Source organism: Roseibium sp. RKSG952 (genome assembly GCF_009711355.1).
This window is the reverse complement of the sequence record NZ_SMMF01000961.1, coordinates 283412-299530: the sequence shown is the minus strand read 5'-3', so window position 1 is coordinate 299530 and position 16119 is coordinate 283412. Positions and strand designations below refer to the sequence as shown.

The following is a 16119-nucleotide window of genomic DNA, read 5'->3' as shown; positions in this document are numbered from 1 at the left end:
TGATCGGAAGTTCCGAAAGAGGTGGCTTTATTGACATTTGTTACTCCTCCCTTTGGATTTCCACTTCACGCGTCGAGTGCGACGGGTCCCTTAGGCCAACTGCAACAGGCCAGTACATATCCCTGTTCGACATCGCCGGGCAGCAATCCACCCATGTCTTGCATTTCGACTTCGCCCTGAGTGAGGCGAACCTTGCAGTTACCGCAGACACCCTGCTGACAGGCGGAATCGATCCAAACGCCAGCATTCAATGCAGTCTCAAGCAGGGTGTCGCCTTCGTTCGCATGCCCATGCAAACCGCTGAGCGAGAAATAAACTTCTCCCCCGGTGCCGACGCTTTCCTCGATTGTAATTTTCTCGCCAAAGCTCTCTTCGTGGACTGCGGCAAATGGGATAATTGAGGCCACGTCGCGTGCCGCCTTCATGAAGCCTTCGGGACCACACATGAAAATGCTGCGCTCAGCATGATCGGGCACAAGGCGCTGCAGCAGATCAGATGATATCTGACCGGTTTCTCCCAAGAACCCATCTTCGGCCTCATCCACGATCATATGGACGGTCACATTGGCAAAGCGCCGATTCAGAAACTCGAGTTGATCGCGGAATATGATGTCTTTCGGAGAGCGTGCGAAATGCACAAAGACGATGTCTTTGGGCAAGGTCACGTCGGTGACATATTGCAGCATCGACATGACTGGGGTGACGCCCGAGCCACCAGACAAGAACAATGGTTTGTCGCTGGGGATATCAACCCAGTTAAAACCGCCGGTGATATCCGCAATCTCGATCTCTGTCCCGGGTGCCATTTGATCATTCAGATAGTTGGATACAATGCCACCGGGTACTCGCTTGACGGTAACCTGAATATTGTGGGGCCGGGTCGGCGTGGACGAGATCGAATAGGCACGCACGTGTTGCTTGCCTTCGATCTCGAAACAGAACGTCACGTATTGGCCTGGCTTGAAGTCAAAACTGCGGCTTTGCGAGTCTTCGAAAACGAATGTCTTGCTGTCATGCGTTTCATCGATCACCGCCTTGCACGTCAAAGTGGCAGGCCCACCTGCATAGCAGGGTTGGTTATTGGCTGAACTCAGGGAAAACGGACTGTCCGTCGCAACGAGCATCTTGCGGAAACCTCCAGAATAGGGTTCGCGCGAGGATAGTGGTGCAGGGGATCTGAAAAACGGTGCAGAATTGTTGTATCAATCGGTTAAAGCGATTGATCTGTGCTGGATCAGTTCTTTGAACAGGGCGACTGCCTGAGCCACCAGAGTATCATGACGTTTTCGTACGTGCACGATGGAATAGATGGGCTGTGGAATCACCGGTGCGTCCGTTACCTGTTGCAATTTCGGATACTCGGCACACAGACCCGGTGCGGCAAACCCGGGGAAATATGCCGTTCCGCCGTTGGCTTTTAGGAAATCCAAAGCCAGATCATTACTGCCCACCAGGATCGAGCTTTGCGGCTGATCTGAAAACGCCTCGTCGTGCTGGCGATCAAAATAGGATGTGTAGGCGACCTGAATGTAGCGTGACCATTGGACATCCTCGATCCGGTCACAATCGGTGGACAGCATCACATAGCTTTCGCTGCCCAATTCGCTAACAAACATGTCCGGCGCTCGCTGCGGGACAAAAACAATACCGATATCCGTCTCGCCGGTCAGAACATCCCGCTGTATCTGTTCCGAGAAATTGGCCTCGAGATACAGGTCCAGATGCGGGTTTCTTTCCCGGATTGCCTTCGTCCAGTCAATCAGCACAGATCGGGCCAGACTGAACTGAACCGATATACGCAAGCGTTGCCTGTTGCCACCGCCACCCGCCTCAACATCGCGCCGCGCCAGGCTCCAGGCGGCCAGCAGCGACCGGCAATGGGTTTCAAAGCGCCGCCCGGCGGCTGTGGGTTCAGCCCCGCCGCGCCCTCGTTCGAACAGGCGCGTGTCCAGTTCCTGCTCCAACTGTCGGATGCGAGCGCTGACCGTGGATTGGGTCACATTCAGGCGCTCAGCGGTGCGGTTGAAGTTCCGCGTTTCCAGAACATCCATATAGGTCACTAATAGCTGGCGGTTCATTTAATCGGTAATCCCGATTGATAGGTGCGTTTCAATTGTATTTATTTGCCAAAGTTTCGCAGATATCAAGCGTCGTTGAACAAGATGTAAGCCCGCCCTTTTGGCGCCAGCAACAGGAGAAGTTTATGTTCATCGTCGATTGCGACTGCCACAACTATTGGTGCAGCGCCACGGTTCTGGAACCCTACATGGAAGGTCTTTTCAAGGACATGTTCGTCCGGGGTGAACGCACCGGCCCGCGTGGTGCGTTTCCCCATGGCCACCGTCCCTGGTTCCATCCCGAAGGCTTTGCACGCCATGATGTGAACCCGGTTGAGGAAGACGACAACTACCTGATCATGAAGGAAAAGCACCTCGACAAATACAATATCGACGTTGCGATCCTGACCGGCGACGAACCAATCGAAGCCTCAACGCTGGCCAACCCTTATTACGCCAATGCGCTGTGCAAAGCCTATAACGACTACATGATCGACTACTGGCTGCCCAAGGACGAGCGGTTCTGGGGCTCGATCGTGGTGGCACCGCAGGACCCGCATCTGGCTGCTGCTGAAATCCGCCGGGTTGGCGGCCACCCCCGTGTCGTTCAAGTTTTGGTGAGCCACGGTGCTGCGCGCCCTTATGGCGACCCGTTCTACCACCCGATTTATGAAGCCTGTGCCGAAATGGGCCTACCATTCGCCATGCACCTTGGTGGACAGGGCGGTATCAACTCAACCCCCATCGGGGCCGGGCCTTCGACCTTCTTTTGGGAAACCCATGCGATACTGCCACAGACGGCCATGACCCACATGGCCAGCTTGATCGCCCACGGCGTGTTTGAGAAATGGCCCGAGTTGAAGGTGGTGATCATCGAATGCGGCGTCGCCTGGGTACCGTCGGTTCTGTGGCGTCTGGACGCGAACTATAAGGCACTGCGCAAGGAAACACCGTGGCTCAAGCGTCTGCCTTCCGAGTATTTCAAGTCGAACATCCGCATGTCGACTCAGCCACTGGAGCAGCCCGACAATATCCAGCACCTGTGGGCCACTCTTGAGGCGATGGATGGCGAGAACACACTGATGTTCGCGTCCGACTATCCGCACTGGGACTATGACGACGTCAACAAGTTGCACGTCCCGCCCGCATGGCGCGAGAAGATTTTTGGGCTCAATGCACTGGACGTCTATACCCGCCTACCGCGCCCGATGGCGCATGCTGCTGAATAAAGAAGGAGACTTCGACAATGGCAAACAAGCATTTCGCCTGCAAAATCGATGAAGTTCCCGCCGACGCGGCCAAGATCGTCACAGTTTCGAACTTGCCCATCGGCGTTTTCAAACTCGATGACGGTTATCACGCTTTGCTCAATATCTGTCCTCACAAAGGCGCGGCCCTCTGCGAAGGCCCGGTCTGCGGTACGACCCGCCAAACGGACTCAACCGAGTTTGTCTATGACCGCGCCGGTGAAATCGTCCGCTGCGCCTGGCACGGTTGGGAATTCGACATTCGCAGCGGTGAGTTTCTTGTGGATTCATCCATTAAAACGAGACGCTTCGATGTATCAGTAGAGGGTGGTGATCTATTCGTGCATCTGTAAGTTACAGGTCTCACGACGAAGCTCAGAAATATTAGGCAGTTCAAATTCTCCTCCCAACTGCCTGTGCTGGCATTGTCTACAAATAGGCAATGCCAGTTTGCAAAACTGGCTCAACGGGTTTGCCCAACGTCAGATGAGCATCAAAGTCGGATGAGCTGGTGAAAACAGTCGAAACATTAAGCCGTTGATTTCAAGGGGAGACTAGCCTCAAAGATTCAGTCCCCATATTTACGTTTTCCGACAATGTTTATCGGATCACCTTAATGGTGAGACTGCGGTTACAATAAAATTAGCTGCTAAGAGTTTTATGTTTTCAGACTCTAAAATCATGATCTCTTAACCGAACATAACAGTCCTTCCTTTAACACGCAGAGAACCGCTGGAAAGTCTCCAAAAACACCAATACCGCGAATTATACTAACAACAGATTTTGGGCATGTTGCCGACAATCCCATTGAACGAACTGTATCGCAATCCAAACTAATTACTGCGCTTTGCCGACCGGATTGCCGTCATCATCAAACTTATTCTGCGGCGAGTTCTAACTTGCTATTCGGTGGTTTGTTCATCGATGTTGTGGACTTAGCAGTATCGCGCGGAGTGAAGAGTAGGAAAATCGATGGCAGGGCAATCAACGTGAAGAGCGTGCCAATGCTCATCCCTGCTACAATGATAATGCCGATACTGCCACGCGCCTCTGCTCCCGGCCCTTCGACAAGTAACAGCGGGATATGCCCGATGATGGTTGCGATAGTGGTCATCAGAATTGCTTGCAGCCGAGATTGCGCTCCTTCGATGATCGCAGTCACGGAATCCTTACCCTGATCCATCAATTGATTGGCAAACTCTGTAATCAGAATCCCGTTTTTGGCGACCAGCCCGACCAGCGTAATGATTCCGATTTGTGAATAGATGTTGATCGAAGTGAACCCAAGAAAAGAGATCATAACTGCACCCGAGAGTGCCAGAGGAACTGAGCCCAAGAGAATGATCAGCGGTGAACGAAAGCTGTTAAATTGAACCACCAGCGCGAGGTAGACGATTGCAAGTGACATCGCCATGGTCGCCAAAAGGCTGTTCGCCTCTTGCTTGATCTGGCGTGAAACTCCCGCGTAATCAATGGTGTATCCGGGTGGTAAGATCGCATCTGCAGCCTTCTCCAATACTGCTAGCGCTTCGGCCTTGGTTGTACCTGGGACTACGCCTCCGGTCACTCGAAAGGCGCGCTGTTGGTCAAATTTGCCAAGCGCTCGCGGTTGCGCCACAACGCGGATATCTGCCAGCGTACTCAGCGGCACTATGGTGCCATCGCTCAGCCTGATCCCCAGTTCACTGAGCGCTGCCGGTTCCGCGCGGAATTTCTCCTCAGCCATCGGAATAACCTGATAGGCGCGACCTCCTGCATCAAACCGGTTCACGTATCGGTCTGATAGCAAGGCTGAAAGCTGCGCAGTCACGGACCGGCTGGTAAGGCCGAGATCTGCTAACATTTGGTGATTGTAATCCAGCTTGACTACAGGCAGGTCGGTCTTCAGGTCAGTATCCACATAAAGAAACTTACCGCTTTCAAAGCCGACCCCCAGGAAGGCATAGGCAAGACCCTGCATCTCCTGATACGTACCCGGACCTTTGACCACCATTTCTACGTCAAATTGGCCTGCGGTGGGCAGAGCCGCGCCGAGGAAGGGTAGAACCTTCAATTCGCTCAATTGTGCCAAGGCGCCGTATAGTTGCGGCAGGATATCTTTGATGTTCTGTTCACGTTCAAAGAAGTCTTTGAACTCTATCCCGCCAAAGCCACCTTCTTTGGTCACAATCTGCCAGAAGCTTTCCGAACCAGGCAGCGACAAGCCAAGATCAACCAACTTGTCCATACCCGCATTGGTCGCATCAAGTGAACTTCCTGGCGCAGCCTGGATTACCACGCTAATCATGCCCTGATCTTCAACTGGCGCCAGTTCCTTGGCTGAAAAAAGGTAAAACGGAACGACAAGAAGCGAAAACACAAGCGAAAACACAAGAATTTGCGCACGCCAGTTGAGCAATCGACGTAACAGAGCGCCATAAGCCCGAGCCAGTGTATCGAAGGCGTTATTCACTTTTCGCGTAAGCCAGGCTTCGTGCCCTTTGTCTCCAGTCAAATATGCGCTCATCAATGGCGATAAGGTCACCGCAACAACGCCTGACAGGACAATCGCAGTAGCCATGGTAAAAGCAAATTCTCGGAACAAGGCCCCTGAAAGTCCGGCTGTGAAGCCAATTGGAATAAACACGGCAGCAAGCGTGAATGTCATCGCCACAATCGGTTTGAACAACACGCGAGAGCTTAGCAGTGCGGCTTCAATCCCTGACTTACCCTCGCGTTTGTACCGCGCGACGTTTTCCACAACCACAATCGCGTCATCCACCACAAGGCCGACCGAGAGCACAATAGCCAGAATAGTCAAAAGGTTCAGAGTGAACCCCATCGCAAACATGCCGATCATCGCTCCAAGGATCGACAAGGGAATGGCCACCAGTGGCACGATCGCCACACGGACTGACCCCATCATGAACAAGATCACAGCGCCGACCAACACCACGGTTTCCGCAAGCGTCTTGAATATTTCGGTCAGCGCTGCGCGCATATATTCCGTGCTGTCATAGACGATTTCGATCTCCAGCCCGGTCGGCAAACCTGCGTTAATCTCGTCCAACAACAGGTATAGCTCGTTACCGATGGCGATTTCGTTGGCTCCGGGCAGAGGCCAGATCGAAAGGAACACCAGCTTGTTGCGCCCATCACGTGCATCCACGGGCGCCGTATCTTCACCCATTTCCACACGCGCGATGTCTGAAAGCTTCAACTGATAGCCATCCAGATCGCGCAGCACGAGTTCTTGAAAGTCCTCGACAGTCTGCAAACTGGCATTTGTCAGGATATTTAGTTTTTGATGTGTCCCTTCCAAATTTCCCACTGCTGCCACGAGGTTGTTGTTCTGAAGTGCGTTCAAAACTTCGTCCACCGACATGTTGACTGCTGCCAGGCGTGATAGGTTCAGCCAAATACGCAACGCCGGTTGGCGGCCACCATCCAGACCTACCCGTTGCACACCATCAATAGAGGAAAGGATCGGAACCACGTTGCGGTCTAAGTAATCCGTGACCTCGTGGCGCGCCCAAAACTCAGAGGATGCCGACAGATAAAACGCTCCTGCGACCCGATCAGCGCGTTTGACCGAAACCGCTGGATCGTCGGCACCCAGCGGCAATTCGGACCGTACCTTGTTCAATTCTGCTGAAAGCTGCGCCAGAGCAGTTGAACTGTCTTCGCCCAGCTTCAACCAGGCGGTCACGGTGCTCTGTCCAGCAACTGTTGAACTGTCGACAAAGTCCAAGCCTTCGATGGCGTTTGTCGCCTTTTCAATCGGATCGGTAATAAAGCCCTGAACAACCTCGGCGGACGCCCCGGTGAAATGGGTTTTGACTTCAATGGCCGAGCTTTCCAATACAGGGAACTGCACGATCGGCACGCGGGCGATGGCATATAGCCCGCCCAGTACCACGACCAATGCCAGAACAATTGACAGAACCGGTCTGCGAACAAAGATCTCCATAGCCCTGCCTCCCGTTACCAGCCGCTACCGGATTGCGGGTCCTGCGGCAGATCCTCCACCACATTGGTCAGCACGCCCGGGTAGAGCTTGAACGACCCATCTGTGGCCACCAATAATCCGGCTTCCAAACCGCCGCTGATCAGCACCTGTTTTCCGTGGTATTGAACCCCTGTCACATCCCGACGGCTTGCTCGGAACGTGCCTTCTTGTTCACCCGGGACCAGCAGATTCACAAACTGTCCATAGGCATCCGATTGCAGCGCGGATGAGGGAAGTTCGACCACCGGGATCGGGGCGTCCAACGCCACTTCCACTTCAACAAAACTGCCATGAGATAACGCGGCCTCTAATCCGCGCAGTTCGACTCGGTAAAGACGCGTGCGAGTATCTGATGAAACTCCCGCGTCGCGAGAGATTATCGACCCAGTCCAATTTTCGTTGGAGCTTGCTATCACCCCGATTGCTGCGCCTACAGGCGGGTCTCCCAGAAACTGTGGAAGCCGAAAATCTATCCAGATCATCTCGTGCTGATCCGTGATCCGTGCGACCTCGCTACCGCTGGTCAAGTATTGCCCGACTGTGAGCTGACCGGGTCGGGTGTGCCCAGAGAATGGCGCGCGGATGGTTTTCTGCTCAATCGTCTGCTCGATCACCTCAACATTCGAACGGGCGATGTCATAGGTGGCCCGCGCCTGGTCAAGCCGAGCTTGATTGGCACTGCCGCTTTTTAAGAGTTTCTCGGCCCGTTCCAGTCCAAGCCGCGCAAGATCCACCTCGGCCCGCGCACCAATCAACTGCGCGTTTTCCATGCCGATGTCGAGTTGTACAAGAAGCTGCCCCGTCTCAACGACGTCTCCCGGCTGAAAACCAAGCTGTGCGATCTGACCGGCGTGCTGATTGTGAAGGACGACGTGATCTCGCAACACAACCTCGCCCGGCAGGCGAATCTTACGGGAAAATGATGACAATTCGGTTGTGATAGCTTCGACAGATTCCGAATGCTCCGGATGGGCTTCTCCGGCTGCGATCGCATCTGAAATTTGCTTGTACTTAACGAAACCCAGGCTACCGACAATAGCAGCAAGCAGGATAAAAAGAACAGCGGTGCGTAAGACGAACATCAGTTTCACCTGGTTAGTAAGAGCTGATTTTTTTACGATTGGGGCGCGGGACCTAAGCGCTCGTTCCACCTTCGACCCCCAAACTAGGCCCTTGACGACGGAGACCAGCCAGAAAGCAGCGCTCATCACTTGCAGCAGCGCCAACAGGATGAAGGGCATAGGGTTGCCTCGTGGTAGGTGGTCTCAAAAATGCCGGAATACCATCGTTGCCAGGATTGCGATCCAAAGCAGCTGAACGACGCGATACCAAAGGCCAATACGTCGGGCGATAGCTTCAAGCATCCCCAGATCTGTGCCAAGCTCTTTTTCCTTGGCCAGCTTTCTCCAGCCATTACCAATGGGCCAGATACCAATCACGAAGATCACGATTGCAAGGCTGGCACCTACATGAATGAGTGTTGGCATTTCCTCCCAGCCCCCTAGTTGCATCATCAGCCATTGGCCTAATGCAATTGTTGCTAGTCCGGTAAAGGTCCCAATGACGGCAGCTCTTTTAAGATAGTCGCTTGCTGGTGCTTCTTTGCTGGGGTCTTCACGGGCAAACCAAAGAGCCTTTTGCCCGCCACCAATCGTCAAGCCAAACCAGATAGTGGCAAACAAAATGTGCAGGAAACGGGCGGTAAGATAAGGGTCCATTTCATTCTCCGACTGTGAGCGGGCCCGAGTCGCCTCGGTTCATTTCAGGCGGACTTATTAGCGATGTTCAAAATTCAGCAAAATATCTATAAAATGGATAGCTGGTGGAAAATAATTGGACAGGTGATGAATAGATTCCCAAGCGCGGATCGCCTTTTAGAGTTTAAGGCGGTGGTCGAAGCAGGCAGTATTTCAAAGGCGGCTGATCAACTGTATTTAACCCGCCCTACGTTGAGCCGTCGCCTAAACGAGTTGGAAGCATCGCTGGGACTACGCCTGCTTCAACGTACAACGCGTGATCTCTTCCTTACGCCAGCCGGTAAAGAACTCTATATCCGAGCGGAACGTATTGCCGCTGATGTCGACGCGACTTGGAAGGCCCTGAAGCTACATGACGATGAACCGCGTGGACCTCTGAGAATTTCTGTGCCGGAAAGCGAATTTGCCGCCGCATCACTATTTACAGAGTTTGCTACTGAGTTTCCCAAAGTCGAGTTGGACATAGTCGTTACCAATCGCCGTACCGATCTGCGCGCAGCTGGTATAGACGTCGCTCTGGTATTTGGGAAAATTAACGATCCCTCGCTGATCACAAAAAGCATCTTCAGCAATCGAACTCTCGCGATGGCCACCAGCAGCTTTCTGGCAGAGCACGGCATGCCAGAAAGCCCAGAAGCGATACAGAACTTTGATTGCATTGTTCTCCGAAATTCTGAAGGGCTTCCAGAAGTCCAATGGCCACTGGCATCGGGTAAAACTCTCAAAGTTCGTCCTCGCATGCTGACCGCTGGTTTCAGGTTAATGGTTCAGGCGGTATATGCCGGGCTCGGAATAGGGATGTTGCCCGAAAGTGCGCTTAGCAAAAACTCCGATCTAGTCGCGCTTTTCCCAGACGATGTGGTTCGAGAAGATCACCTGCGATTGGTTTATGTCGAAAGGGAATTCCAACTTCCCCATGTCCGCGCCTTCATAGAGCGCTCTGATAAGTATTGGAAAAATTGGCTTGAGAACTGGTGAGCGAGCAGCGGTTTATCCCTAAACACTCTTTTCGTGAAGATTAACTAAAGTCCGTTTTGGCTCAATAGTGGTGCTCGACTCTAAACATCCAAGCGGCGGCTCTGTTGCACATTCCGATGATCTCATCAGTAGGCATCGAACGGTATGTTTCCAGATTTCCGCAACCCGCGGATGTTCGGCACCGCCGTGACAATCCGCGAACGCTGCTGAGGGACATTATGTCAAGCGATCTCTGGTTGAGTGGGTTCCTCATCTGCGAACCAACCAAACCCTCGTGGCATTTCCTCAATGAAACGACCTTACCGCGCTTCTTCGATCGCCGTACGTCGAAAAACCACGGTCTGATCGCAACCATTCTAAAGCGCCGAACGAACCCGCATTCGATCAAAGACGTGCACAAGAAGCGTTAGGGCAGGGCGCCTGCGATGCAAGAACTAAGATCCAAGCTCGAGCCGGAAGCTTATTTTCACAGCGGATGTGATATGATGGCCGACACTTCGTGAGAGCAGACTTTGTTCACTGTATCTGGGATACAGACACGGAAGACAGTCAACAAATGGAAGCCTCTGCCGATGGCAGAGGCTTATTAGTAACGCTTGAAGCCTGTAGGTTATACGCGGCCTTTCCAGGGGATCAGCCAACTTTCCAACTTGCGCATTCCGACTTCAATGGCGAAGCCGATGATTCCGATCACGATAATCCCTACGATGATGATATCGGTCAGCTGGAACTTCGAGGCGGTCACGATCATCTTGCCGAGGCCAACGTTAGCCGCAACCAATTCAGCCGCGACAACCGTCCCCCAACAGACCCCCATCGCCACCCGTGCTCCAGTAAAGATGTCAGGGAGCGAGTTGGGCACAATCACCCGGCTCAGGATCTGCCATTTGGAAGCGCCCAGTGAATAGGCTGCGTGTACCTTGGTGATAGCTACGCCTGACACACCAGATCGCGCCGCAATTATCATGATCCACAAGGCTGCCAGAAACAGCAGGACAACCTTGCCGAGCTCTCCGATTCCGAACCAGATGATGATCAACGGGATCAACGCCAAGGGTGGAATGGGACGCATGAATTCAACAATCGGATCAAACCACCCGCGTGCCCAGCCCGTTAGACCCATGGCATAACCAATCGGAATACCCACTAAGGCACCGATCAGAAAGCCCAACAGAACCCTCTGCAGCGAGTAGCGCGTATGCTGTAGCAGAGTGTAGCCTTGATAGCCCTCTTTGTTCAGCTCGATGAATCGCTGGAACACAACCTCAGGGGAAGGCAAATAGAGTCGCGCCATACGTAGACCTGTAGCCGGAGCAAAAGTAGGTGTGCCCTTATCGGTCAGGCTAATCTCACCTTCTGGCGTTGAAATTTTGCCGCCCGGCTCAATGGGTGTGCCGTTGATGGCAATGATCTTGGACCCATCACTCTTGGATACGTCGTCATTCTGCCAGACGTTGATCACCTTAAAACCATACCGGGCCACAGTGAGTGTGTCATTCTTGGCAAAACCGTCACCCAGTTCGACTTCGACGGCGGCGGGCTCACGACCCGGTTCGCCGTTTTCATCAACTGTCTGTTGGATATCCTCACGATAGACACGTACTGTCACAGTAGCATCGTCAGTACTGCCGTCCTCTAACTGTGCGGTATAGGTAAACGTGGTATCGCCGGAAAACGGCCCAGGCAGCTTTGGCAGCGGGATGGTCGAGTTGGTGAAGGCGACCCATAGCCAGAATATGGTGATGACCGAGATGACTGAGGCAATCCGATTGGCTTTGATGGCGCTTTCATCGCCAAAGGTCACCGTCTTGACAGAGTTGAAACCTTGCGGCTCGAATTGCTTCGGCAGCAGGCGCTTGACAATGAACAGCGATCCGAAGAACGCCAGCACGTAAAGGAATAAGACTAGCAGGCCAATCATGCGCTTTCCTCCGCCCGGCCCATGATTTCTTCTTCCATGTTCCAGATCATTTCCAGAATTTCCTCGCGCGTGACAGAATAATCCTTGTGTTTCTTCACTTCGCGTAGGTCATTGCCAGCGCCAAGGTCGGCAAATGGCAGGCGATATTCCTTGTGCACCCGACCAGGACGCGGGGCCATCACCAGCAAGCGCTCGCCCAAAAGCAACGCCTCCTCAACGGAGTGGGTGATCAGGATAATCGTCTTGCCGGTATCCTTCCAAAGGTCCAACACCAGTGATTGCATCTTTTCACGGGTCAGCGCATCCAGCGCGCCCAAAGGTTCATCCATCAAGATCACGTCGGGCTCATTGGCCAGACAACGCGCCAAGGCTACGCGTTGCTGCATGCCACCCGACAGTTCATAAACGGCCTTCTCTTTGAAATCCGCGAGGCCAACGATATCCAAAAGGTGATCTACCTTCTCCTTGCTCTCGGCGCGGCTGACTCCTTTCATATCCGGACCGAAACTTACGTTTTGGCGGACGTTCATCCATTCAAACAGTGCACCCTGTTGGAACACCATACCGCGTTCAGGGCCAGGGCCGGTTGCAGGTTTGTCGTTGAGCAGTATCTGTCCATCGGTCGGGGCCAGAAAGCCCGCAACAATGTTCAGCAAGGTCGTCTTGCCACAGCCCGACGGGCCTAGAACGCTCATCAATTCACCTGACTTGATGTCTAACGTCACGTTCTTGAGCGCCTGCACATGCCCGCCATTGGGCAGGCTGAAACGCATCGAAATATTGTCTATGAGAAGTCCCGACACCTGGTCCCCCATTGCCTTCAGTGGGGCACGTTTTCACCAGCTGAAAACGCGCAATTAGGTGGACGCGTTTGTCACGTCCACCCAGATTCAAGCCAGGATTATTCTGACAGAGGGCCTGTGTTTACGTTGTCGGTATAAGAAGCCTTGGCCGCGTCAATCGAACCAGCACCAACAAAGACGTCTGCTACACCCTTCATGAAGGTCTGTGCGCCGCCACCCAGCCATTTGTCCGACAGCTGTTCTTCGACAGTCGGGAACTTAAAGGTTGAGATGGTCGCCATCGCGTCCGCTTCAGACATACCTGCATCTTTCGCGATGACAGGAAGCATTTCCGCGTGGTTGGCCTCATCGGCCCATTTGGCATTTGCCTCGGCAGTTACTGCCAAGAACTTAGCAACCAGGTCGGAATTTTCGGCCACATAGGAAGTGGGCGCTGAGGTAACATCAAAGACAAGGATACCAAGCTCTTCCTTTTCGTCGCCAGTCAGCAATACGTTGCCACTGTCCATCATGCGGCGCAGCGCACCACCCCAACCACAGGCCATATCAATCGACCCCTGGCTCAAAGCCGCTTCACCTTCAGCCGGAGCCATATCGACGATTTCCAAGCTGTCCAGATCCACACCGAAATGTGCCATTTGCGACAAGAAGCCATAGTGCGCGGCGGTGCCTAGGGGAACAGCAACCTTCTTGCCAGCCAGTTCCCCAGCGCTGTCCTTGTCGATCTCCAAGTCCGAACGTACAACGCAATTGTCGTTTTCCGAGTAAGACACGGCCACGTCAACGATCTGCAGGTCCTGGCCAGCCGAGGTCGCTACGACAAAGGGTGGTACGCCCTGGCTCACGCTGAGCTGCACATCGCCTGCCGCCATTGCCGCTGACATTGCAGTACCGGTATCAAAGCTGACCCAGTTAACTTTAACGCCCATAGCCTCGTCGTAGGCACCGGTCTCTTTGGCGTATTGGAACGGCATCGGCCACTCCAAAAAATAAGCCACGGTAATTTCATCTGCCGCCATTGCCTGGCCACCGCTAAGCATTGCCACTCCGGCTACGGCGGACATAAGTTTGGTTTTGATACTCATCTCAGTATTTCTCCCATTGGTCTGGTTGGGCCTCCTGACACCTGCGTTACCATCAAACGGGCAATCACTTTAGATGCTGGAAACCTCTGCTTATGAACCAACATCGGAGCGGAAATGGCTTTTAAGATCAATTATTTTGTGGGACAGAAGCCAGAAGTCTGTTCTTTGCTTTGCGTGGACTCCAACGTCCCTTCAGTCTAAATCATTACTTAACAAAGACTTAGTGGACTTCACGGTTTTGTGTGTGTGAAATTTGGATATAAGCATCCCTTGATCTGGCTCCATTGGCGGTCACGAATTCCCGTGAGCTCGCCCCAAGTTACACCCGGACTATGTCTCATCATAAGACGTAAACCGACACCTCTGCGAATGCTGCACGTTTAAGCGATTTTCTTGAAGCCAACTGCTTAGTGCGCAGCGATGTTGTTGAACTTGTTCTTACCCAAGGACTTGGTTGCCGGATCCGAGATGCAATTTTCGAGTTTAGGCACCCATTTGCTGAAGGGAGTGCCAAGTGAGTAAGCGGTGTACAAATCTGAGATTTGATTGCGGCGGGTTGAACCCTGCTCGATGGCCTTTGTTGCCGACCTGTCATCATAAGATTGGCCGAGCGTTCAGGAAACCCACCTATTCAATCCACATTAAGATCGCGCAGACAAAACAAACGACGGTAATGTCAAAGTTTGCGTCAGATTGGTCCGTAGTAAGTATTGCGCCTACAGCGAATGGCCGGTTTGCGAAGAAACTCATTGGCTTTCTGTTTAACGTTGAATTGAAGAGCTCGAACCTTCGAAACATTCAAAAAACGCAAAAAATCATAAGGTGTAGAACTCAATGGGAGGCGAGTCTCAATAATTTAATCGCATTATTTACGTACTCCGACAAATGGTTGTCGGATCACTTTGGTGGTGAGACCGCGGTTACAATAAAATCAGCTACTTAGAGGTTTACATTTTTTGAGACTCTAGAAACCATGATTTTCTAAGCGAGCAAACAACAAGGGCAGTCCTTAATTCAATGCACATAAAATGGCCAGAAAGTACCTGAAGCTGCCCTTGAACCCACTTTCGCCGTTCGCTCATGCAGCAAGTCGCGAATCGTACACGCCGTACATTCAAAACCGGATCGCTAATGGCGGGTGAGCGGACAAAATGTGAATTAGCAGTAGGCGTACCAACGACCGCTTATCTGCTAAGCCACACGGAAGCAATTCGCTCTATGCACCGAGCTTCTTGTTTTAGCGCTCGATGGACCATTCGATCAGTTCTGGACAGCACTTCTGCCACCGGGTCGGTCGCCCTCGCCGGGAGGCCTTCGATCTTATTAGGTTCCACGGCCCGGTCGAACTACCGGCTTCGTAGGACCAGCATGTTTACGAGTTCAGCGTCGATTGTGTCGACTTGCGCTCAGAGTCCCGCCATGGAATGGCAGACTTGAGGTGAAGTAAAAGGGCCTATCTATCAGGTTCCAATTGCGCTTGTTGTGAAGGGGCTTAGGCCAGAAGCTGGCGGAGATAGTTCACGGCCCGTTGGGCGCGGTCCTCGCATACGGATGCCGATGGGATAGGAAGGCGCCCGATGACGCGTCTAATCTGCTGATCGCCGATGAGCAGATCAAGGTAAAGTCCTACAGCTTCCCCCGTATTGTCAAAGTTCAACTGGCCTTCGTCTCTGGCGCGCACCAATACTTGTTCCAAAAGAGGGATGACTGCCTCGCGCCCCGCCTTTGATAATGTGGCGCCAAGCTCACCACTGCTGTCTGCGGCGGCGGCACGGTTAAGAGCGACGGCTCTCTCGCCGGTAAGTAGGTTCAGAAGTTTCGGGCCAAACGTTTCCAAAATAGACAGTGCATCGTGACCGGTTTCCAGTTCGGATTCCAAATGGGTTTTCACTTCTTCTGCATTTCGCGTGACGAGCGCCTGAAACAGGCCCTGCTTGTCGCCATACCAGTTGTAAAGAGTTTCATTCGAAGCGCGTGCTTGCTTGGCGATGCCCAGCATCGACGTGCCGCCATATCCTTTCGCCTCCAGCACCTCATAGGCCGCCGCCTCGATCTGCTGCTGGCGCAGTGATCTTTTCTCTTCGCGCATATTTTTTTCTCCTGCACATTGACAACAGCCGTAATTAAAAATACGGATATCTTCAACCGTAATATTAATTACGCTTTTGGAGAGTGAAATGAACCAACACGACCGGCAGACCCTGGCAGCTCTTACAACGTTAGTCCTGCTACAGTTGATCATGCTCTCAGCACTTTATGCGGGGATCAGGCCACACCCACCGA

At 53.0% G+C, this 16119-nt stretch carries 12 protein-coding genes; 3 read left to right on the top strand and 9 right to left on the bottom strand.

Annotated features, from left to right (window positions below; all coding sequences use genetic code 11):
• Positions 1 to 65 precede the first annotated feature (65 nt).
• A complete protein-coding gene (locus E1297_RS43980) occupies positions 66 to 1124 on the bottom strand; it encodes a hybrid-cluster NAD(P)-dependent oxidoreductase (protein ID WP_155149656.1) in 1059 nt (352 codons plus the stop codon).
• Positions 1125 to 1202: 78 nt separating this feature from the next.
• Positions 1203 to 2078 (bottom strand): LysR family transcriptional regulator, encoded by an 876-nt coding sequence (locus tag E1297_RS43975; RefSeq protein ID WP_155149654.1) that lies wholly within the window; start codon positions 2076 to 2078, stop codon positions 1203 to 1205.
• Between the two features lie 125 nt (positions 2079 to 2203).
• Between E1297_RS43975 and E1297_RS43970 the strand changes: the two genes are divergently transcribed.
• Entirely contained in the window at positions 2204 to 3286 is a 1083-nt protein-coding gene (locus tag E1297_RS43970) for an amidohydrolase family protein (RefSeq protein ID WP_155149653.1), read from the top strand.
• A 17-nt stretch (positions 3287 to 3303) separates the two neighbouring features.
• On the top strand, positions 3304 to 3657 hold the full coding sequence (locus E1297_RS43965) for a Rieske (2Fe-2S) protein (RefSeq protein ID WP_155149651.1): 354 nt from the start codon (positions 3304 to 3306) through the stop codon (positions 3655 to 3657).
• Between the two features lie 524 nt (positions 3658 to 4181).
• Here the strand turns inward: E1297_RS43965 and E1297_RS43960 are convergent.
• The 3 genes from E1297_RS43960 to E1297_RS43950 are packed head-to-tail and all read right to left on the bottom strand — an operon-like array spanning position 4182 to position 9010.
• The gene (locus E1297_RS43960; protein WP_155149649.1) at positions 4182 to 7253 is read right to left on the bottom strand and encodes an efflux RND transporter permease subunit; all 3072 of its coding nucleotides are present in this window, start codon (positions 7251 to 7253) and stop codon (positions 4182 to 4184) included.
• A gap of 14 nt (positions 7254 to 7267) precedes the next feature.
• Entirely contained in the window at positions 7268 to 8533 is a 1266-nt protein-coding gene (locus E1297_RS43955; RefSeq protein WP_155149647.1) for an efflux RND transporter periplasmic adaptor subunit, read from the bottom strand.
• A gap of 24 nt (positions 8534 to 8557) precedes the next feature.
• Positions 8558 to 9010 carry a hypothetical protein gene (locus E1297_RS43950; RefSeq protein WP_155149645.1) on the bottom strand — a complete coding sequence of 151 codons (453 nt, stop codon included), beginning with the start codon at positions 9008 to 9010 and terminating at the stop codon, positions 8558 to 8560.
• A gap of 63 nt (positions 9011 to 9073) precedes the next feature.
• On the opposite strand from E1297_RS43950, the gene E1297_RS43945 reads away from it, so the two are divergent.
• Positions 9074 to 10027 carry a LysR family transcriptional regulator gene (locus E1297_RS43945; RefSeq protein ID WP_155149643.1) on the top strand — a complete coding sequence of 318 codons (954 nt, stop codon included), beginning with the start codon at positions 9074 to 9076 and terminating at the stop codon, positions 10025 to 10027.
• 610 nt (positions 10028 to 10637) lie between these two features.
• Here the strand turns inward: E1297_RS43945 and E1297_RS43940 are convergent.
• From E1297_RS43940 to E1297_RS43925, 4 genes are all read right to left on the bottom strand, one after another.
• Positions 10638 to 11948 carry an ABC transporter permease gene (locus tag E1297_RS43940; RefSeq protein WP_244328101.1) on the bottom strand — a complete coding sequence of 437 codons (1311 nt, stop codon included), beginning with the start codon at positions 11946 to 11948 and terminating at the stop codon, positions 10638 to 10640.
• Complete coding sequence (locus E1297_RS43935; RefSeq protein WP_244328111.1) at positions 11945 to 12721, bottom strand: ABC transporter ATP-binding protein; 777 nt, start codon at positions 12719 to 12721, stop codon at positions 11945 to 11947. The genes E1297_RS43940 and E1297_RS43935 overlap by 4 nt, the downstream gene beginning before the upstream one ends.
• A 128-nt stretch (positions 12722 to 12849) precedes the next feature.
• Complete coding sequence (locus E1297_RS43930) at positions 12850 to 13836, bottom strand: ABC transporter substrate-binding protein (RefSeq protein WP_155149639.1); 987 nt, start codon at positions 13834 to 13836, stop codon at positions 12850 to 12852.
• A gap of 1492 nt (positions 13837 to 15328) precedes the next feature.
• Positions 15329 to 15925 carry a TetR/AcrR family transcriptional regulator gene (locus tag E1297_RS43925; RefSeq protein WP_155149637.1) on the bottom strand — a complete coding sequence of 199 codons (597 nt, stop codon included), beginning with the start codon at positions 15923 to 15925 and terminating at the stop codon, positions 15329 to 15331.
• Positions 15926 to 16119 lie beyond the last annotated feature (194 nt).